General features: G+C 48.8%; 17 protein-coding genes. 16 read left to right on the top strand and 1 reads right to left on the bottom strand.

What is annotated here, in order from left to right; translation table 11 throughout:
- Positions 1–159: 159 nt before the first annotated feature.
- The 16 genes from BLQ32_RS06210 (at position 160) to BLQ32_RS06135 (ending at position 18819) form a co-directional block, all read left to right on the top strand.
- Positions 160–957: a YmfK family protein gene (locus BLQ32_RS06210; RefSeq protein WP_036806583.1), complete on the top strand. Its 798-nt coding sequence runs from the start codon at positions 160–162 to the stop codon at positions 955–957.
- Positions 958–974: 17 nt separating this feature from the next.
- On the top strand, positions 975–1847 hold the full coding sequence (locus BLQ32_RS06205) for a helix-turn-helix domain-containing protein (RefSeq protein WP_074509499.1): 873 nt from the start codon (positions 975–977) through the stop codon (positions 1845–1847).
- A gap of 48 nt (positions 1848–1895) precedes the next feature.
- Positions 1896–2474, top strand: coding sequence for a CDP-diacylglycerol--glycerol-3-phosphate 3-phosphatidyltransferase (gene pgsA, locus BLQ32_RS06200; RefSeq protein WP_074509497.1), 579 nt, complete (start codon positions 1896–1898; stop codon positions 2472–2474).
- 29 nt (positions 2475–2503) lie between these two features.
- On the top strand, positions 2504–3757 hold the full coding sequence (locus tag BLQ32_RS06195; RefSeq protein WP_074509496.1) for a competence/damage-inducible protein A: 1254 nt from the start codon (positions 2504–2506) through the stop codon (positions 3755–3757).
- Positions 3758–3931: 174 nt separating this feature from the next.
- Entirely contained in the window at positions 3932–4990 is a 1059-nt protein-coding gene (recA, locus tag BLQ32_RS06190) for a recombinase RecA (RefSeq protein ID WP_036806571.1), read from the top strand.
- A 338-nt stretch (positions 4991–5328) separates the two neighbouring features.
- Positions 5329–6888 carry a ribonuclease Y gene (rny, locus tag BLQ32_RS06185; protein ID WP_036806568.1) on the top strand — a complete coding sequence of 520 codons (1560 nt, stop codon included), beginning with the start codon at positions 5329–5331 and terminating at the stop codon, positions 6886–6888.
- A 67-nt stretch (positions 6889–6955) separates the two neighbouring features.
- Positions 6956–7753, top strand: coding sequence for a TIGR00282 family metallophosphoesterase (locus BLQ32_RS06180; protein WP_074509494.1), 798 nt, complete (start codon positions 6956–6958; stop codon positions 7751–7753).
- A gap of 99 nt (positions 7754–7852) precedes the next feature.
- Positions 7853–9397 carry a tRNA (N6-isopentenyl adenosine(37)-C2)-methylthiotransferase MiaB gene (gene miaB / locus BLQ32_RS06175; protein WP_074509492.1) on the top strand — a complete coding sequence of 515 codons (1545 nt, stop codon included), beginning with the start codon at positions 7853–7855 and terminating at the stop codon, positions 9395–9397.
- A 4-nt stretch (positions 9398–9401) separates the two neighbouring features.
- A complete protein-coding gene (locus tag BLQ32_RS06170) occupies positions 9402–9830 on the top strand; it encodes a YlbF/YmcA family competence regulator (protein WP_036806560.1) in 429 nt (142 codons plus the stop codon).
- A gap of 288 nt (positions 9831–10118) precedes the next feature.
- Complete coding sequence (mutS, locus tag BLQ32_RS06165; RefSeq protein ID WP_036806554.1) at positions 10119–12644, top strand: DNA mismatch repair protein MutS; 2526 nt, start codon at positions 10119–10121, stop codon at positions 12642–12644.
- A 4-nt stretch (positions 12645–12648) separates the two neighbouring features.
- Positions 12649–14517: a DNA mismatch repair endonuclease MutL gene (gene mutL, locus BLQ32_RS06160; protein WP_074509490.1), complete on the top strand. Its 1869-nt coding sequence runs from the start codon at positions 12649–12651 to the stop codon at positions 14515–14517.
- A 79-nt stretch (positions 14518–14596) separates the two neighbouring features.
- Positions 14597–16258, top strand: coding sequence for a glycerol-3-phosphate dehydrogenase/oxidase (locus BLQ32_RS06155; RefSeq protein ID WP_074509488.1), 1662 nt, complete (start codon positions 14597–14599; stop codon positions 16256–16258).
- Entirely contained in the window at positions 16255–17175 is a 921-nt protein-coding gene (locus BLQ32_RS06150) for an alpha/beta fold hydrolase (protein ID WP_074509486.1), read from the top strand. The genes BLQ32_RS06155 and BLQ32_RS06150 overlap by 4 nt, the downstream gene beginning before the upstream one ends.
- Positions 17168–18124, top strand: a complete 957-nt coding sequence (gene miaA, locus BLQ32_RS06145; RefSeq protein WP_074509484.1) for a tRNA (adenosine(37)-N6)-dimethylallyltransferase MiaA — start codon at positions 17168–17170, stop codon at positions 18122–18124. The genes BLQ32_RS06150 and miaA overlap by 8 nt, the downstream gene beginning before the upstream one ends.
- A gap of 11 nt (positions 18125–18135) precedes the next feature.
- On the top strand, positions 18136–18360 hold the full coding sequence (hfq, locus tag BLQ32_RS06140; protein ID WP_036806542.1) for an RNA chaperone Hfq: 225 nt from the start codon (positions 18136–18138) through the stop codon (positions 18358–18360).
- Between the two features lie 159 nt (positions 18361–18519).
- The gene (locus BLQ32_RS06135; RefSeq protein ID WP_036806539.1) at positions 18520–18819 is read left to right on the top strand and encodes a rhodanese-like domain-containing protein; all 300 of its coding nucleotides are present in this window, start codon (positions 18520–18522) and stop codon (positions 18817–18819) included.
- A gap of 46 nt (positions 18820–18865) precedes the next feature.
- On the opposite strand, the gene BLQ32_RS06130 is transcribed toward BLQ32_RS06135, so the two are convergent.
- Positions 18866–19471, bottom strand: a complete 606-nt coding sequence (locus BLQ32_RS06130; protein WP_074509483.1) for a trimeric intracellular cation channel family protein — start codon at positions 19469–19471, stop codon at positions 18866–18868.
- Positions 19472–19527 lie beyond the last annotated feature (56 nt).

The following is a 19527-nucleotide window of genomic DNA, read 5'->3' as shown; positions in this document are numbered from 1 at the left end:
GTTTTATGCATGAGTAAATAGTAGTGAAGGGGTTAATGGGCCTTAGTTTTAAGGCCTGCCCCTTTTTTTATTGCCCCTTTTCTTGCTGTAGCAAATCAGCTATCATAAGAGATAGGGTTTTAGCGCGCCATATACATAATGTGAAAGGTCGGATGATGAATGAAAGAATGGTATTTTGAATACGAAATTCAAGTGAATCGTCCGGGTTTATTAGGGGATATAGCTTCACTTCTCGGAATGCTCCGCGTCAACATCGTGACCATCAACGGTGTCGACCAAGGAAGGCGGGGAATGCTTCTGCGGGCGGAACACGATGTTCAGCTGGAACGCTTCGAGCAAATCGTTTCAACCATCGAGACGATTGCCGTGAAGAAATTCCGCGAACCTAAACTTCGGGATATTTTAGCTGTCCGCCATGGCCGCTATATTCAACGCGATGCCGATGACCGGAAAACGTTCCGCTTTGTCCGCGACGAGCTGGGGTTATTGGTTGATTTCATGGCTGAAATATTCAAGCAAGAAGGCCATAAACTGGTCGGCATCCGTGGAATGCCGCGTGTCGGAAAGACGGAATCCGTTGTTGCGGCAAGCGTCAGCGCCAATAAGAAATGGATTTTCCTATCGTCCACCATGATCAAACAAACGGTGCGGAACAGTTTGATGGGCGATGAACACAATTCAAACAATATCTTTATTTTGGATGGCATTGTGACGCGGCGCTCTGCTGATGAGCGCCATCAGCAGCTGGTGCGCGAAATGATGCGCATGCCGACCATTAAAGTGGTGGAACATCCCGATATGTTTGTCCAGCAATCCGAATACAATATTGAAGACTTCGATTACATTATCGAATTGCGCCATCATCCGGATGAAAAAATAACCTATGAAGTGTTGGAACGGAACAACTTCATGGGGGATCAAAACCAATCGGATATGTTCGGCGGCTTCAACTTCTAAACAGGCAGGTGAAAGCATTGAATGAATTAGGTACTCGCTTGAAAGAAGCGAGAATCGCAAAGGGAATAAGTTTAGAGGATTTGCAGGAAGCGACGAAAATTCAGAAACGCTATTTGGCAGCGATCGAAGAAGGCAATTTCAGCATGATGCCGGGCCCTTTTTATTCGCGGGCTTTTATCAAGCAATACGCCGAAGCGGTAGGGCTGGATCCAGGTGAACTGCTCGAACAATACAAAGAGGAGATCCCGGCCATCAAAGAAGATCCCTATACACCTCCTACGCCTTCGCGGCGGCAGACGTTTGCCAGCCAATCGTCCAACCGAACGAATGAAATCATGCCGAAAGTGATTGCGGCATTGTTTATTGTCACGGTATTGGCTGTGGTGGTTTTCTTTTATTCGAACTTGGATAAAAACGACCCGATCGAAGAAGGCGCGGCAAACGACAGTAGCGTGCCGTATGAAGAACCGGCGGAGGAGACTCCAGCGGAACCTGCTGAAAAGCCGGCGGAAGAGAAAGTGGAAAAACCTGTGGAAACTCCGAAAAAAGAGGAACCCAAGGAACCGAAAGCCACCATTAAAGCAGGGAAGCCTGCTGGACAAACGACCACATACGATTTTTCAGGTCCAGCTAAAAGAGAATTGGTCATTAAAGTCGTCGGCGGCCCTTCCTGGGTGCAGGCAGCCGATTCAAACCAGAAAGAGCTGCTTAAGCCGGATACCATGGCAGCTGGCGCTACAGAAAAGCTGGATGTCAGCGGGCTGAAGCAAGTCCAACTGCGCCTAGGCAAAGCTGCAAATGTCCAGTTGGCCATTAATGGCGTGCCGGTTGAATACAAGCTCGATGCAACAACACAAAATATCGTTATTCGATTTGCAGAAGCGGAATAGCCATCTTTTGATGGCTATTTTGCTTGATAGGTTGAAAGGAGAAACAAGATGAACATTCCAAATCGCATCACCATTTCCAGAATTTTATTGATTCCTGTTTTCATGATCGTTATGCTAGTCGATTTTAACTGGGGGAACATGACGCTTTTCGGAGCGGACATGCCGGTTTCCCATTTTATCGGCGGATTGATTTTTATCTTTGCCTCATTGACAGACTGGGTCGATGGCTATTATGCACGCAAATACAACCTGGTAACCACTTTCGGGAAGTTCCTGGATCCGCTTGCTGATAAATTGCTCGTGTCGGCAGCCTTGATTATTTTGGTGGAACTTGATTTTGCTGCTTCATGGATCGTTATCATCATTATCAGCCGTGAGTTTGCGGTAACGGGACTGCGCTTAGTGCTTGCCGGTGAAGGGGAAGTTGTTGCTGCCGGAAGTCTTGGCAAAATCAAAACGACTGCGCAGATTTTGGCGATTTCCGCGTTATTGCTTCATAATACCATTTTCACTTTAGTGAACATTCCATTCGGAGAAATCATGCTGTACATAGCACTGATCTTTACCGTATGGTCCGGCTGGGATTATTTCTATGCCAACCGCAGAGGATTGCTTGCTTCCAAATAATCAGCTTTAAATAAAGGGGTGGGGTTACAATGAATGCAGAAATTATTGCAGTAGGCTCTGAACTGCTGCTTGGACAAATCACCAACTCGAATGCCCGTTTTTTATCCAGCCATCTGGCTGAGCTTGGCATCAATGTTTATTACCATACAGTGGTCGGAGACAATGCGGGGCGTTTGGAAGACGTAATCCAGATCGCAGAAGAACGCGCCGATTTGATCATTTTTACAGGCGGACTTGGCCCGACGAAAGACGATTTGACTAAGGAAACGATTGCCCGCCATTTGGGCACAACGCTAGAAATGAATGAGGAAGCGCTCACGTCAATTGTGGCGTTTTTTGAACGCGCCGGACGCGTCATGACCGAGAATAACAAAAAACAGGCGCTTGTTCTAAAGGGAAGCGAAGTACTGGCCAATCACCACGGCATGGCTCCCGGGATGCTTTACAAAACAGAGGAACGGGCTTATATCCTCTTGCCAGGCCCGCCAAAGGAAATGGAGCCGATGTTCCAGTTTGAAGCAAAACCGAAACTGGCCCGCCTTTTAAACCAGGCGGATGTTATTTTGTCCCACGTGCTGCGGTTTTACGGCATTGGAGAAGCGGAGCTTGAAGACCGTCTCCAGGACCTTTTGGACCGGCAAACCAATCCGACCATTGCACCGCTTGCATCAGACGGAGAAGTCATGCTCCGGCTTACAGCGAAGACAAACTCGGAAGAGCAGGCATGGGAATTGATCAACGAGGCAAAAACGGAAATTTTGGATCGGGTCGGGCAGTATTTGTACGGCTACGACAATGATTCACTGGCTTCGAAGACAATTGAACTCCTGAAAGAACAGTCCAAGACCATTTCCGCTGCCGAAAGCCTGACAGCCGGCCTTTTCCAATCGGAACTGGCTGCAGTAGCGGGCGCCAGTGCGGTTCTTACGGGCGGCGTGATTGCTTACAATGAAGAAATGAAAATCGCACAGTTGGGGATAGCGCCTGAACTGCTGAAAGAATACGGCGTTGTCAGCGAAGAAACCGCTATTGTGATGGCTGAAGCGGTGCGCCGGAAATTTGGTACGGATATTGCGGTTGGTTTGACTGGAGCTGCAGGACCGGATGGGCACGGCGACCAGCCGGCGGGAACGGTGTGGATCGGCATTGCCACAGAAGACGGCACCATGGCTTACCGTCTTCAGTTATCGGGGATGCGCAACACGAACCGGTTGCGAGCGGTAAAATTAGCTTTGTCCTATATTATACGAACACTGACAGAAGGAAATGCACGCAAAATTTAATTTTGCGTGTTTTTTTATGCTCAAAACGGGAATTTGCTCTTTATAGGGCTTGCAAAAATGACATTTGAAAACACGAACACGAATAAACGTTCGCTTTTTTCTTGTGTATTTCTCATTAACCTAGTATACTAGAGACAGGTAGAAAAATTGGTTTTAATTAGAGGAGGATTTCTTTTGAGCGACCGTAAAGCAGCGTTAGACATGGCGTTAAAGAGTATAGAAAAGCAATTTGGTAAAGGTTCGGTCATGAAATTAGGCGAGAAAAGCGACCGTAACGTATCATCGGTTTCAAGTGGTTCATTGGCCCTTGACACTGCACTGGGAATAGGCGGATATCCGCGTGGACGGGTAATCGAAATCTACGGCCCTGAAAGTTCAGGTAAAACGACTGTCTCGCTTCATGCAATCGCAGAAGTACAAGCAATCGGCGGCACAGCAGCATTCATCGATGCTGAACACGCGTTAGATCCGATGTACGCCAAAGCATTAGGCGTTAACATTGATGAGCTGCTCTTGTCTCAGCCGGATACAGGCGAACAGGCACTTGAAATTGCGGAAGCTTTGGTACGAAGCGGCGCTATCGATATCGTAGTTGTCGATTCTGTAGCGGCACTTGTGCCAAAAGCGGAAATTGAAGGCGAAATGGGCGACTCCCATATGGGTCTGCAAGCCCGTTTGATGTCCCAGGCGCTTCGCAAACTTTCAGGCGTCATCAACACATCAAACACCATTTTTATCTTCATCAACCAGATCCGCGAAAAAATCGGTGTAATGTTTGGGAATCCGGAAACAACTCCGGGCGGCCGGGCATTGAAATTCTATTCATCTGTCCGTTTGGAAGTAAGACGTGCAGAAGCATTGAAATCCGGCACGGATATTATCGGTAACAGAACAAAGATCAAGATTGTAAAAAATAAGGTAGCACCGCCGTTCCGTACAGCTGAAGTGGATATTATGTACGGAAAAGGGATTTCCCGTGAAGGTGAAATTGTGGATATCGGTTCTGAACTGGATATCATCCAGAAGAGCGGTTCTTGGTATTCTTACAACGAAGAACGCATTGGACAAGGACGCGAAAACGCGAAGCAATTCCTTCTTAACAATCCGGAAATGCGCAATGAAATTTCCAACAAAATCCGCGAATCTTTTGGTATGGCAGCAGCCAACTACACAATTGCAGCCAATAAAGAGGAACCGGAAGAATTTAACTTGCTTATTGACGACGAAGAATAAGATAGAAGCACAGCCAGCTGTGTTTTGAATCTGAGAGCTGCCTAGCTTTAGCTGGGCAGCTTTTTCTATATATCCATTCATTTAAGGGCAGGAGTTAGGACAAGGCGGGAATTATGCATGGAGAAAAAGCCGGGATGGGCTGTTAAAGCCCCCATGCATTCATGCAATGTGCATGTCCGTGCGCTTTTCAAGCTTCTCAATGGGTTGACACGACATAAGACCAACTATACAATTAAAATTGTATAATTTACTATTTTTACAACGATTGATGTAGAACAATGGTTTTATTATTTCGATTTTTTGAACAAGTTAACAGAATAGCAAGAGGAGGTGTCCGAATGGGTATTACAGAGATCATCTTCGCTTTGCTTGGTATCATCGTCGGTGTAGTTGTTGGATATTATGCATTGAAAAAAGCAAACGACTCCAATATCGCAGGCGCGAAAAATTCTGCGGAGCAAATAGTTGAAGATGCGAAAAAAGAAGCAGAAGCCCTGAAAAAAGAAGCGCTATTGGAAGCGAAAGACGAAAATCATAAATTGCGTACTGAAACAGAATCTGAAATTCGGGAACGCCGATTAGAACTTCAAAGACAAGAAAATCGGTTGTTGCAGAGAGAAGAAAATTTGGATCGCAAGGATGATGCTTTAAACAAAAGAGAGGCAAGTCTGGAACGCAAAGACGAAGCACTCGCAGAAAAACAACAGCATATTGGACAGATGGAGAGCAAAGCGGAGGAATTAGTCCGCCAGCAGCAGTCCGAGATGGAACGCATTTCGTCTCTGACACGCGAAGAAGCAAGATCGATCATCCTGCAGCAAGTTGAAAATGAACTTTCAACCGATATTGCGGCAATGATCAAAGAAACAGAAGCGCGCGCGAAAGAAGAGTCGGACAAAAAAGCGAAAAACATCCTGTCATTGGCCATGCAGCGATTTGCAGCTGACCACGTAGCGGAAACCACCGTTTCTGTAGTCAACTTGCCAAACGATGAGATGAAGGGCCGCATCATTGGACGCGAAGGGCGCAACATCCGAACGCTTGAAACCTTGACGGGCATCGATTTAATCATCGATGATACGCCTGAAGCGGTCATTTTATCTGGATTTGATCCAATCCGCCGCGAAACGGCCCGCTTGGCACTTGAAAAACTGGTGTCTGACGGCCGAATCCACCCGGCTCGCATTGAAGAAATGGTTGAGAAGTCAAGACGTGAAGTGGATGAGCAAATTCGTGAAATCGGTGAACAAACAACGTTTGACGTAGGCGTCCACAATTTGCACCCGGATTTGATCAAGATCCTGGGCCGCCTTCGCTACCGTACGAGCTATGGACAAAACGTCCTGAAGCATTCCGTGGAAGTTGCCTTCCTGTCCGGTTTGATGGCTGCGGAACTTGGCGAAGACGTTACCTTGGCAAGACGTGCCGGACTGCTGCATGACATCGGCAAAGCCATCGACCACGAAGTCGAAGGCAGCCATGTTGAAATCGGTGTAGAGCTTGGCACAAAATACAAAGAACATCCTGTTGTGATCAACAGCATTGCTTCTCACCACGGGGACACAGAAGCGACATCCATTATCTCGGTAATTGTCGCAGCCGCAGATGCTTTGTCTGCAGCACGTCCAGGGGCAAGAAGCGAAACTCTCGAAAACTATATTCGCAGACTCGAAAAACTCGAAGAAATTTCCGAATCGTACGAAGGCGTTGAGAAATCATTTGCCATTCAAGCGGGACGCGAAATCCGGATCATGGTCCGGCCGGAACAAATTGATGATATGACAGCGCATCGTCTGGCACGCGATATCCGGAAACGGATTGAAGAAGAGCTTGACTATCCTGGACACATCAAAGTGACGGTCATCAGAGAAACACGAGCAGTTGAATATGCAAAATAATAAGAGTAAGGCTTCGATGAATGTCTATTCAAAGAAGCCTTTTTCTTATGGAAAAAGGTGAGCAAAAATGAAAATTTTATTTATTGGAGATATCGTCGGATCGATTGGCAGAGATGCACTGGAGTCGTATTTGCCAAGGTTAAAGAGAAAATATGCACCGGACGTCGTCATTGCGAACGGAGAAAACGCAGCGGCCGGCCGCGGCATCACAAAAGCGATTTATCAGGACCTGCTCTTCATGGGCGTTGATGTCATTACGATGGGCAACCATACGTGGGACCAGAAAGAAATTTTTGATTTTATCGATGACGTAGATTACTTGATCCGTCCGGCCAACTTCTCGCCGGAAGCGCCGGGACGCGGCATGGCTACCGTTACAAAAAATGGCCAAACCTTATCGGTGATCAACTTGCACGGACGGGTCTTTTTGCCGCCGCATGACGATCCGTTCCAAAAAGCGGATGAGTTGATTGCGGAAGCCAAAGCGATTTCACCATTGGTCTTTGTCGATTTCCACGCCGAAGCGACCAGCGAGAAAATTGCCATGGGCTGGCATTTGGACGGGCGTGCTTCGGTCGTTGTCGGCACGCATACACATGTGCAGACGGCAGATGCACGAATCCTGCCAAACGGCACCGCCTATATTTCCGATGTCGGCATGACAGGGCCCTATGATGAAATTCTGGGGATGACAAAAGAATCGGTGCTTTACCGCTTCAAAACGAATATGCCGACCCGCTTTGAAGTGCCAAAGCGCGGACGCTCCGTCGTCAGCGGCTTTTTCACGGAAGTCGATGACCAAACCGGAAAAGCGCTGTCTTTTGAACGGGTTTACATTAACGACGATTACCCATTCCAAAACTAATAGCCGGTCTATGTCGATTCTCCGACAATTAGACCGCCTGCCTTGTAGAGTGGCAGGTCCATTCAGTATAATAAAGTGATGATTGAAAGGGGTTTTTTCATGAATGAGGAGCAGCGACTGCAATCCACCCCAGTGAAGGCTTCACCATCGGATGACAAGGCTGAAAAAGACTACAGCCAGTATTTTCAAAGCGTGTATACGCCGCCTTCGTTGAAGGAAGCGAAAAAACGGGGGAAAGAACAAGTTTCCTATTTTGATAACTTTACAATCGATCCCCGCTTTGAAGGGATGGGCGAAGGCCGTAAGTTTTACATCCGCACCTATGGATGCCAGATGAATGAGCACGACACGGAAGTGATGGCCGGCATTTTTATGCAGCTGGGCTTTTCTCTTACGGATTCAGTCCAGGAGGCAGATGTCATCTTGCTGAACACATGTGCCATCCGGAAAAACGCTGAAAACAAAGTGTTCGGGGAACTGGGGCATTTGAAACCTTTGAAACTGGAAAAACCGGATTTGCTGATCGGCGTCTGCGGCTGCATGTCGCAGGAAGAATCCGTGGTCAACAAAATCCTGAAAACCTACGATCAAGTAGATATGATTTTTGGCACGCATAATATCCACCGGCTGCCTGAGATTTTAAACGAAGCGTATTTGTCGAAAGAAATGGTCATCGACGTTTGGTCAAAAGAAGGCGATGTCATTGAAAACTTGCCGAAAGTGCGAAAAGGAAAAATCAAGGCATGGGTGAATATCATGTACGGCTGTGATAAATTCTGTACGTATTGCATTGTTCCGTATACGCGGGGAAAAGAGCGTTCCCGCCGTCCGGAAGATATCATCCAGGAAATACGCCACTTAGCAGCGCAAGGGTATAAGGAAGTTACGCTGCTCGGGCAGAATGTAAATGCATACGGCAAGGATTTCACCGATATCAAGTACGGGCTGGGGGATTTGATGGATGAACTGCGGACGATCGATTTGCCGCGCATCCGGTTTACCACTAGCCATCCCCGTGATTTCGATGATCAGTTGATTGAGGTGCTCGCAAAAGGCGGAAACCTTGTCGACCACATCCATTTGCCTGTACAATCAGGTTCGACGAGCATGTTGAAAATCATGGCCCGCAAATATTCACGGGAACATTATTTGGAATTGGTCCGGAAAATACGGACAGCCATTCCGAATGTTTCATTGACGACGGACATCATTGTCGGCTTCCCGAACGAAACAGACGAGCAGTTTGAAGAAACGCTTTCTCTGTTCAAAGAAGTCGGTTTTGAAATGGCCTTTACGTATATCTATTCTCCGCGTGAAGGTACGCCGGCCGCGAAAATGGCCGATAATGTCCCGATGGAAGTGAAAAAAGAGCGGCTGCAGCGTTTGAACGCCGTCGTGAACGAATATGCCTTGAACGCGATGAAGGCTTACAAAGGGCAAATCGTCGAAGTCCTGGTTGAAGGCGAAAGCAAGAAAAATCCCGATGTGTTATCCGGCTATACAGCCAAAAACAAATTGGTCAATTTTGCAGGGCCGAAGTCGATCGTCGGCCAATTGGTAAAGGTTAAAATCACAACAACAAAAACATGGTCATTGAACGGTGAACTAGTCGAAGCCGGGCATGGCCAAGAAGTGGGTGTCTAAGAAGATGACGTATTCAAAAGAAGAAATTATCGCAAAAGCACGCGAAGTGGCAGACATGATTGCCGAAACAGAAGAAGTGGAATTCTTTAAGCGCGCAGAAGCGCAAATAAATGAAAACCAAAAAGTCCGTGAGAAAATCGCTTCCCTGAAAAGCCTTCAAAAACAGGCAGTCAACTTCCAGGCTTATGGAAAAGAACGCGCTTTAGGCCTGATTGAGGGCAAGATCCAGAAAATTGAAGAAGAAATTGACGCAGTGCCGATTGTCCAAGAGTTCAAGCAATCGCAAAGCGATGTCAACTCACTTCTGCAAATGGTTTCTACAGCCATTGCGAACCAAGTGACAAACAACATCATCACTTCAACCGGCGGAGACATTCTGCGCGGCGAAACCGGCTCAAAAGTAGAAGCCAGCAAACCGACGAAACTGTCTTAAGAAAAGCGGAGGCGGCCGTTTAGCCCCGACAAGCGCTGGAGGACTTGAGGAAATGGCGTTCTTGGCCATTTTCCGAAAGGCCGAAGCGACCTCGAGGGGCTGGCCGCCGGAGCTGGACAATAAGAAAAGCGGAAATGGCCGTTCAGCTCCGACAAGCGCTGGAGCTGGACAATAAGAAAAATAATGGAAGAGAACTGAAGGAGCTGCGGCTCTTTCAGTTTTTTCTTTTCTCCCTTTGTTTTTGTTATAATGGAAAGAAGACGAAAAGTTCGCGAAAGAGGTAAAAAAATGGCACCTACACCAATGATGCAACAATACTTGCAAGTGAAATCCGATTACCAGGACGCATTCCTGTTTTTCCGCCTGGGCGATTTTTATGAAATGTTTTACGACGATGCCTTAAAGGCGTCCCAAATCCTTGAAATCACACTGACGAGCCGGGGCGGCACCGGCGACGACCGCATTCCGATGTGCGGCGTTCCGCATCACGCGGCGCAAAACTATATCGATCAGCTGATTTCCAAAGGCCATAAAGTGGCGCTTTGTGAACAAGTTGAAGACCCGAAAACCACGAAAGGCATGGTCAAGCGGGAAGTCGTCCGCTTGATTACGCCAGGCACGCATACCGAAGGCAAAAGCATCGATTCCAAATCGAATATGTTTTTGGCTGCGGCTGAACAGATGGCAGATGGCTTTGCCTTGTCGTATGTCGACATCAGCACCGGGGAAGCGAGCGCCATTTACATAGCAGGAACAGAAAACGCGCTGCTGCAGGAATTGCAGTCGTTGAATATCAAAGAACTCGTTGTTTCCGATCAATTGTTTTTATTGCTGAACGAAGAATCACAGGATCTGGTGCTGTCGATTGAGCCGATGGATTTTGTCTACACGGCGGACGAACGATTGTTGGCTGAATGCCCGGATGACCTCAAGCTCAGCATCCAGCGTCTGTTGACGTATATTTCACGGACGCAAAAGCAGTCGCTCGACCATATTCAGCCGTTCACGTTTAATGAAAACGGACAGCTGCTGTCGATCGATTTCCATTCGAAGCGCAACCTGGAATTGCTGCAGTCGATCCGCGGCGGCGAAACAAAAGGGACGCTCTTATGGCTATTGGACGAGACCGTCACGGCTATGGGCAGCCGGAAACTGAAGCAATGGCTGCATCAGCCGTTGGCAAACCGCCATTTGATTGAAAAGCGGCAGCAGCTCGTCGAATCCCTCATCAATCAATATTTTGTCCGAGTAGAGCTTCAAGAACTGTTAAAAGAAGTGTATGACTTGGAGCGCCTCAGCGGGCGGATTGCTTTTGGCAGCGCCAGCGGGCGGGATTTGGCCCAGCTCCGAAGTTCGCTTGAAAAAGTGCCGGCGATCATTTCCGAACTCGCCAATTCAGGGCACGGCACACTCGCCAATTTCAGCGACAAGCTCGACCGCTGCGGCGAAGTATGCGAATTGCTTGGCGCCATCAGCGAAAATCCGCCGCTGTCTTCGAAAGAAGGCGGCGTCATCCGGGACGGCTTCCATGCAAAACTGGATGAATACCGGTATGCCTCACGAAACGGCAAAGACTGGATCGCCCAGCTTGAACAGGAAGAGCGCCAGCGGACAGGCATCAAATCGTTGAAAATCGGCTATAACCGCATTTTCGGCTATTACATTGAAATCTCCAAAGCCAATATGCATCTGGCGGATTTGGAGCGCTACGAACGCAAGCAGACGCTTGCCAATGCGGAACGCTACATCACGCCGGAACTGAAAGAAAAGGAAACGCTGATTTTGACCGCAGAAGAAGAAAGCTTGAACCTGGAATACGAGTTGTTCGTGAAAATCCGCGAAGAAGTGAAGCAGTACATCGGCCGCATTCAGCAATTGGCGTCCACGCTCAGTGAACTCGATGTCTTTATGAGCTTTGCAAATGTGGCAGAGAAATACCGCTTTGTAAAACCGGTGTTCAATGACTCACGGGAAATTTCCATTATTGAAGGACGCCACCCGGTCGTCGAGAAAATGCTGAACAAGCAGCATTATGTGCCGAACGATTGCGTATTGACCGACAACCAGAACATGCTGCTCATTACCGGCCCCAATATGTCGGGTAAAAGTACGTATATGCGCCAAGTCGCTTTGACGATTGTGCTGGCGCAAATCGGATCTTACGTGCCGGCTGAATCGGCAAATCTTCCGATTGTCGACCAGATCTTTACGCGCATCGGTGCAGCGGATGATTTGGTGTCCGGCCAAAGTACGTTCATGGTGGAAATGCTCGAATCGCAGTACGCCATTACCCATGCGACGGAACGGAGCCTGCTATTGTTCGATGAAATTGGGCGGGGCACATCCACTTATGACGGCATGGCGCTCGCGCAGTCAATGATTGAATACATCCACGAGAACATCGGCGCCAATACCTTGTTTTCAACGCATTACCATGAATTGACGGCACTGGACCAGTCGCTTGATAAATTGAGCAATGTCCATGTGGCCGCGATGGAACAGTCCGGCAAAGTGGTATTTTTGCATAAAGTGAAAAAAGGGCCGGCGGACAAAAGCTACGGCATCCATGTAGCAGAACTGGCCGAATTGCCGCAGCCGATTTTAGCGCGTGCACGTGAACTGTTGGTCAGCTTTGAAGCCGAAAACAAAAAGCATGTGAGCCAAGTGGAGCAATTGTCGTTTTTCGACGACCGCGACACCGAAAGCGAAGAAGTGCTGCAAATGATTGCAGATGTCAACATTGCGGCTATTACGCCGCTGCAGTCCCTGCAATTATTGAACGACCTGCAAGTCAAGTTAAGCAAAAAGGAGTGAGAATATGGGAGTCATTCGATTGATGGATGAACCGTTATCCAATAAAATAGCTGCCGGTGAAGTGGTTGAACGGCCGACTTCGGTCGTCAAAGAATTAGTGGAAAACGCCATTGATGCGGGCTCGACAGCAATCGAAGTGCTGCTGGTTGAAGCCGGACTCACCTCTATCCAAATCATTGATAACGGAGCCGGCATGGACTCGGAAGATGCATTATTGTCCTTTTCCCGCCACGCCACCAGCAAAATCGCCAATGAACATGACCTCTTCCGGATCAGGACGCTCGGGTTCCGCGGTGAGGCTTTGGCCAGTATTGCATCGGTATCAAAAGTGACGCTCCACACCTCCAACGGGGAAAACGGGACATTTGTCCAAATGGAAGGCGGGCGCTTGATCGAGCACCGGGCAGGTTCGCTCCGAAAAGGCACTGATATTAAAATTGATCAATTGTTCTTCAACACACCGGCGCGTTTAAAATACTTGAAGACGCTGCAGACCGAACTTGGCCATTCAATTGATTTGATGAACCGGCTGGCGCTCAGCTATCCGGCGATTTCGTTCAAATTGGTCCATGACGGCAGAACCATTTTGCAGACATCCGGCAGCGGCGAAATCCAACGGGTCATTTCGGATATTTACGGTGTGTCGATTGCCAAGAAAATGATTCCGTTTGAAGCGGAGTCCCATGACTACAAAATCTCGGGCTACACCTCCCTTCCAGAAGTGACACGCGCCAATAAAAATTATATTTCGCTGTTCGTCAATGGGCGCTGGGTCAAGCATTACGCCATCGCTAATACGGTCCATAAGGCGTATCACACGTTCCTTCCGCTCGAACGCCAGCCGATCACGATTTTGAACATTGAAGGCGATCCTTATTTGACGGATGTCAATGTTCATCCTGCGAAACAGCAGATTCGCCTGAGCAAGGAAAAAGAATTGATGGATCTGATCCATGAAACCATCCGCCGGACAATCAGCGGAGCGGTGCGGGCGCCGATCATTGAACAGCCGAAAGCGCCGAAGCAAGCACCGAGCAGACAGCTCGATTTGTGGAAAACAACGCATACGGTGAAGGAGCCTGACATCCAGTCTTCCCGTTCATATGCTCCACCTGTTCCTGCTCGAACGTTCAATCCGATGCCTGAGCTGGAAGCAATCGAAGTACCCGGTGCAAATGATGCTGAACCGCCGGCAATTGCCGAGCCGCCAATCCCTGAAGCGGAACCTGAACAAATCCCTGAACCACCGGAACACCGTTTTGAAGATCCTTTTGAAGAAGAAAGCCCCCAATTTCCAGAACTGGAAGTGGTGGGGCAAATTCACGGCACGTATATCGTGGCGCAAAGCACCGATGGTTTTTACTTGATCGATCAGCATGCCGCGCAGGAACGCATTAAATACGAGTTCTTCCGCGAAAAAGTCGGGGACGTCGATACCAGTGAACGCCAGGCGCTTTTGCTGCCGCTGACGTTCCACTACAGCCGCGACGAAGCCTTGCGCTTGAAAGAAGCACTGGATGTATTGGCGGAAAGCGGCGTCTTTTTGGAGGAGTTCGGCGATACCTCCTTTATCGTCCGCGAATATCCGACCTGGTTCCCGAACGGTTTCGAACAGGAAGTCATCGAGGATTTGATTGAGCAAGTGCTGAACGAACGCAAAGTCGATGTGAAAAAACTGCGGGAAGATGCCGCCATCATGATGAGCTGCAAGCGCTCCATCAAAGCCAACCATTATTTGCAGAAACATGAAATGGAACGCTTATTGGCCGATTTGAAACTGGCAGAGCAGCCGTTCACTTGTCCGCATGGCCGACCGGTAATCATCCATTTCAAAACGTACGATGTGGAGAAAATGTTTAAACGGGTTATGTAAAAGGGGAGAGTTATCATAAGGGATACAAGCCCGGCCGCTTGAAAAAGCGGCTCTTTTCAACTGCAAAGGGGGAAGCGGAATGTTTTCAGCCAAACAGCGGAGTATGCAAATGAATTTATTGGCCCTTCGCGAATTTGATTTGCTCGTAATCGGAGGCGGCATTACAGGTGCCGGAATCGCATTAGATGCCGTATCGCGCGGCATGAAAGTGGCGTTGGTCGAAATGCAGGATTTTGCAGCCGGCACATCCAGCCGCTCAACAAAGCTTGTTCACGGCGGCTTGCGGTATTTGAAGCAGTACGAAGTCAAGATGGTGGCAGAAGTCGGCAAAGAACGCGAAATCGTTTATGAAAATGCGGTCCATGTGACTGAACCTCAGCAAATGCTCCTGCCGTTCCACAAGGGCGGCACATTCGGCCCGCTGATGACTTCTTTTGGCTTGCGCTTTTATGATTTTTTGGCAGGCGTCAAAAAAGGGGAACGGCGTGTGATGTTGTCGCCGGATGAAGTGCTGAAGCGTGAACCGCTGGTCAAAAGCGAAGGCTTGCTTGGCGGCGGGACGTATGTGGAATACCGGACTGACGATGCGCGGTTGACGCTGGAAGTTTTGAAGAAAGCGGCCGAACTCGGAGCGGTTTGCATCAATTACATGAAAGCGGACGGCTTTCTTTACAAAGACGGAAAAGTGTCTGGCGTCCAAGCGACGGACACAGTTACCGGCAAAACGCTTGCGATCAATGCACAAAAAGTGGTCAACGCCACGGGGCCATGGGTCGACGGTGTAAGAGAGCTCGATTCGGCAGGTGGAAACAAACAGCTCCGTTTGACAAAAGGCGTCCATATTGTCGTGGACCGCAGCAAATTGCCGCTTCGCCAAGCGGTCTACTTCGATGCCCCGGATAAGCGGATGATTTTTGCGATTCCGCGGGACAACAAAGCGTATATTGGAACGACCGACACCTTCTATGAGGAGGACCCGGCGGAGCCGGCAGCGACTCAAAAAGACGTAGAGTATTTGATCGGCGCAGTGGCTTCAATGTTTCCTTCTGTCCACTTAGGCCTGGACGATATTGAATCTACGTGGGCAGGGCTCCGGCCGCTGATTTATGAAGAAGGGAAAGACCCTTCTGAAATCTCTCGGAAAGATGAAATCTGGGAGTCGGATAGAGGCTTGATTTCAATAGCGGGCGGCAAGCTGACCGGCTATCGGAAAATGGCTGAAACGATCACCGATTTGGTAGCGAAGCGACTGAAACAACAGAACGGCAAGAAGTACGGAAAAAGTTCGACCAAAAACCTTCCGTTATCCGGAGGAGATTTTGGCGGGGCGAAGGAATATCCGCGTTTTGTCCATCAAACCGCTTTGGAAGCCGAGGAGTTTGGGTTGTCGCCTGAAGAAGGGCAGATGTTTGCCCAGTTTTTCGGCACCAACGCCAAAAAAGTGTTCAAGCATTACAGCAAGCTTCCGGATGCAATTCCAGAAAGCATTCCCAAAACTTTGGCTGCTGTTGTCGAGTATGCGGTTGAAGAAGAGATGGCGCTCACGCCTGCCGATTTCTTTGTCAGAAGAACGGGGGATTTGTACTTCCATATGGAAGACGTCTTGAAGTACAAAGAAGGCGTACACCATTATATGAGCCGTATATTGGGGTATACGCCGCAGCAGCAGCAAGCGTACCGGGAAGAACTGCAGCGGGAAATTGACACCGCGACCCGGTTCAGAGAAGGGGTGCAGTCTTGAAAATCACGAAGGCTTTTTTAGAAGCATACGATGGCCACGAAATTTACTATGAACTCTACGAACCGGAAGCGCCAGTTGGGCATGTCCATATTGTTCACGGCATGGCAGAACATATTGCACGCTATGGAGAGTTCGCGCAGTTCCTGGCATCGCATGGATTCGCTGTTTCCGGGCACGACCAGCGCGGGCACGGCAGAACCGCTGAGCGCAACGGCGTGCAAGGCTATTTCGGGGAACAAAAAGGTTTTGACCGGGTGGTTAAGGATGTCGAAGAAGTGATCGCTGTCGTGCAAAATCAGATTGGCCCTTTGCCATTGATTCTCTTTGGTCATAGCATGGGCTCTTTTGTAACAAGGCGCTATATTCAGCTGCACAGCCAAGATATTAGCCGCGTCGTTTTATCCGGAAGCGGCGGCGATCCGGGCGCTGCAGGAAAAGCAGGGCTCGTTGCCGCTCTTATGGCATCGAAAGCCAAGGGCAAGGACCAGCCAAGCGCACTGCTCGGGAAAATGACATTCGGCAGCTTTATGAAACCTTTTAAAGATGAGGAATCGTCCTTTGCCTGGCTCAGCCGTGACCGGAACGAAGTGGCCAAGTACGAGGCGGATCCAATGTGCGGGTTTCCATCGACCAATCAGTTTTACGTGGATTTGTTTACCGGCCTCGCTTTGATCCATAAAAATGCGGAAGTTGGGAAAATCCGCCAAGACTTGCCGATGCTGTTGATCAGCGGCTCGAATGATCCGGTTGGCGGAAATGGCAAAGGCATTTTCAAAGCTGCCAAACAATACACAGGAGCCGGTTTGTCGAATGTTGCCGTCTATCTCGCGGAAGATGCGCGGCACGAGCTGCTGCATGAAACCGATAAAGAAAAGCATTTCGAAACAATTTTAGAATGGATGTTGGCAAATGATTGACGTATTAGCCATTGTCGGCCCGACCGCTTCAGGCAAGACAGCACTTAGCCTGGAACTTGCGGAACGGCTTGGCGGTGAAATTATTAACGGGGATTCCATGCAGGTGTACCGGGAGATGTCGATTGGCACAGCAAAAATCGAACCTGGTGAAATGCGTGGAATCCCGCACCATCTTTTGGACATCAAGGATCCGGACGAATCGTTTTCGGTTGCGGAATACCAGAAACTGGTGCGTGAAAAAATTGAGGAAATCAAATCACGCGGGAAGCTGCCAATCATTGTCGGCGGATCCGGTATGTATGTACAAGCGGTGCTGTTTGACTACCGCTTTGCGGAAGAACAGGCGGATGAGGGCCTGCGTGCTGCTTTGCGTGCGGAACTGGCTGAGCACGGGCCGCTCCACATGCATGCGCAATTGCTGGAGCTGGATCCCAAAGCGGACATCCATCCGAACAATACGCGGCGGGTTCTCCGTGCCATTGAAATCATCAAAAGCGGCCATGGAACAAGCGAACGCAATTTGGCGCTGTCGCCGATGTACAACGAAGTGATCATCGGCCTTGATATGCCGCGGGATATTTTGTATGACCGGATCAACCAGCGGGTAGATATCATGATTGAGAAGGGGTTGCTGCAAGAAGTCCAACTGTTGCGTGAACGGGGAATCCGCGATGCGCAGTCAATCCGCGCCATCGGCTATAAAGAAATCTATGACTATTTGGATGGCAAATTGGATTGGAAGCAGGCGGTGGATTTACTGAAGCAAAACTCGCGGAAATACGCCAAACGCCAATTTACGTATTTCCGCAACAAGCTGCCGATTTTCTGGATTGACGCATTGGAAAATCCGGGAAAAAACATTCGCAAAATAGAAGCCTTTATGCAGGAAAAAGACCGCCAGCGTCGAATTGGAATTATAGAACAACAAAATCCAGATAAGAGGTTATGAGGGGGATATTCATGAAGCCAGTAAACATTCAAGACGTTTATTTGAATCAGCTGCGTAAAAATAATATTTTTGTTACAGTCTTTTTATTGAATGGTTTCCAATTGAAAGGGACCATTAAATCCTATGATAATTTTACGGTGCTGGTTGAAACAGACGGCAAGCAGCAATTGATCTACAAACATGCAATCTCCACTTTCTCGCCTGCTAAAGCGGTGCCGATTGAGCATCAGGAATAACTGGTAAACCAGCCGGAAAAACTTCCGGCTGGTTTTTTGTTATCTGGAACAAAAATGGAGTGAACGGCCGCGGAATAAAGCGGCGCATTATTTGACAGTACCGCTTTTGGCGGTTAACATTTTCAGAGGAAAGCCATTTAAAGCAGGAGGCAATAACAGATGAAATCCATTACAACCGATGATTTGCTTGAAATTGTAGAAGCCGGACAGGAAATCCAATTGATTGACGTCCGTGAATATGAAGAAGTGGCATACGGCATGGTGCCGGGTGCCAAACACATTCCGCTTGGCGAATTGCCGGAACGCATAGAAGAACTGGATGCATCTGCACCGGTTCACATCATTTGCAAAGCAGGAGGCCGCAGTGCGATGGCGTGCGACTTTTTGGAGACGAACGGCGTGGAAACGGTCAATGTTGAAGGCGGCATGATGAACTGGAGCGGTGAAACCATCGCGTAAATAAAAGAACGGCCCAGCTTTTACGCTGAGCCGTTCTTTTGTTTATTCATACGGAGTGGATTTTGCGTGTCGGCAACCTCCATTTATAAAGATAAGACAGAATGCGCAAAGTTGTAATGCAGATGAACAGCCCATACAATATGAGATCGGTCTGGATCATATCGAAACTGATCAATATGCCGGCAATGGCTGCCCAGACAGCATAAATTTCCGCCCTTAGCACCAGCGGTTTCCGGCCGGCCAGCAGATCCCGTACCATGCCTCCGCCGGAGCCGGTCAAGACGGCTGCCACAACGACGGCATACACCGGCATGTTCAAATCCACGGCGTATAAGGCACCTTGGATGGCAAAAGCAGACAAGCCGATGGCATCAAAAAAATTCCCCCAGCGATTCCACGGGCCGAGCAGCCGGTTTGGAAACAAAAAGGCCAATGTAATGGATGCGAGCGCCAGCTGGAACATCATTTCCTGTTCCCAAAGAGCCGATACCGGAACCCCAATCAGCAAATTCCGGATTGCCCCTCCGCCAAATGCCGTCACCACGCCCAACAAGTACACTCCGAAAATATCGTATTCTTCTTCCATTGCGATAATAGCGCCGGACACCGCAAAAGCAATCGTCCCGATAGCACTTAATACTTCCCACGCCATTTTGGCATCCTCCCAATCTCTTCAACTCTATGAATTGTAGCAGAATTTGACGCATT

Source organism: Planococcus glaciei (genome assembly GCF_900099655.1).
Taxonomy (GTDB): Bacteria; Bacillota; Bacilli; order Bacillales_A; family Planococcaceae; genus Planococcus; species Planococcus glaciei.
The sequence above is the reverse complement of the archived record's forward strand: the minus strand, read 5'-3'. Positions and strand labels throughout refer to the sequence as shown.

Excerpts from the sequence above, each read along its gene's own strand:
- rny (WP_036806568.1), top strand. The coding sequence starts at position 5,329 with ATGGGTATTACAGAGATCATCTTCGCTTTGCTTGGTATCATCGTCGGT.
- BLQ32_RS06195 (WP_074509496.1), top strand. The coding sequence starts at position 2,504 with ATGAATGCAGAAATTATTGCAGTAGGCTCTGAACTGCTGCTTGGACAA.
- BLQ32_RS06135 (WP_036806539.1), top strand. The coding sequence starts at position 18,520 with ATGAAATCCATTACAACCGATGATTTGCTTGAAATTGTAGAAGCCGGA.
- miaB (WP_074509492.1), top strand. The coding sequence starts at position 7,853 with ATGAATGAGGAGCAGCGACTGCAATCCACCCCAGTGAAGGCTTCACCA.
- BLQ32_RS06180 (WP_074509494.1), top strand. The coding sequence starts at position 6,956 with ATGAAAATTTTATTTATTGGAGATATCGTCGGATCGATTGGCAGAGAT.
- pgsA (WP_074509497.1), top strand. The coding sequence starts at position 1,896 with ATGAACATTCCAAATCGCATCACCATTTCCAGAATTTTATTGATTCCT.
- BLQ32_RS06130 (WP_074509483.1), bottom strand. The coding sequence starts at position 19,471 with ATGGCGTGGGAAGTATTAAGTGCTATCGGGACGATTGCTTTTGCGGTG.
- miaA (WP_074509484.1), top strand. The coding sequence starts at position 17,168 with ATGATTGACGTATTAGCCATTGTCGGCCCGACCGCTTCAGGCAAGACA.
- BLQ32_RS06155 (WP_074509488.1), top strand. The coding sequence starts at position 14,597 with ATGTTTTCAGCCAAACAGCGGAGTATGCAAATGAATTTATTGGCCCTT.
- hfq (WP_036806542.1), top strand. The coding sequence starts at position 18,136 with ATGAAGCCAGTAAACATTCAAGACGTTTATTTGAATCAGCTGCGTAAA.
- mutL (WP_074509490.1), top strand. The coding sequence starts at position 12,649 with ATGGGAGTCATTCGATTGATGGATGAACCGTTATCCAATAAAATAGCT.
- mutS (WP_036806554.1), top strand. The coding sequence starts at position 10,119 with ATGGCACCTACACCAATGATGCAACAATACTTGCAAGTGAAATCCGAT.
- BLQ32_RS06210 (WP_036806583.1), top strand. The coding sequence starts at position 160 with ATGAAAGAATGGTATTTTGAATACGAAATTCAAGTGAATCGTCCGGGT.
- BLQ32_RS06170 (WP_036806560.1), top strand. The coding sequence starts at position 9,402 with ATGACGTATTCAAAAGAAGAAATTATCGCAAAAGCACGCGAAGTGGCA.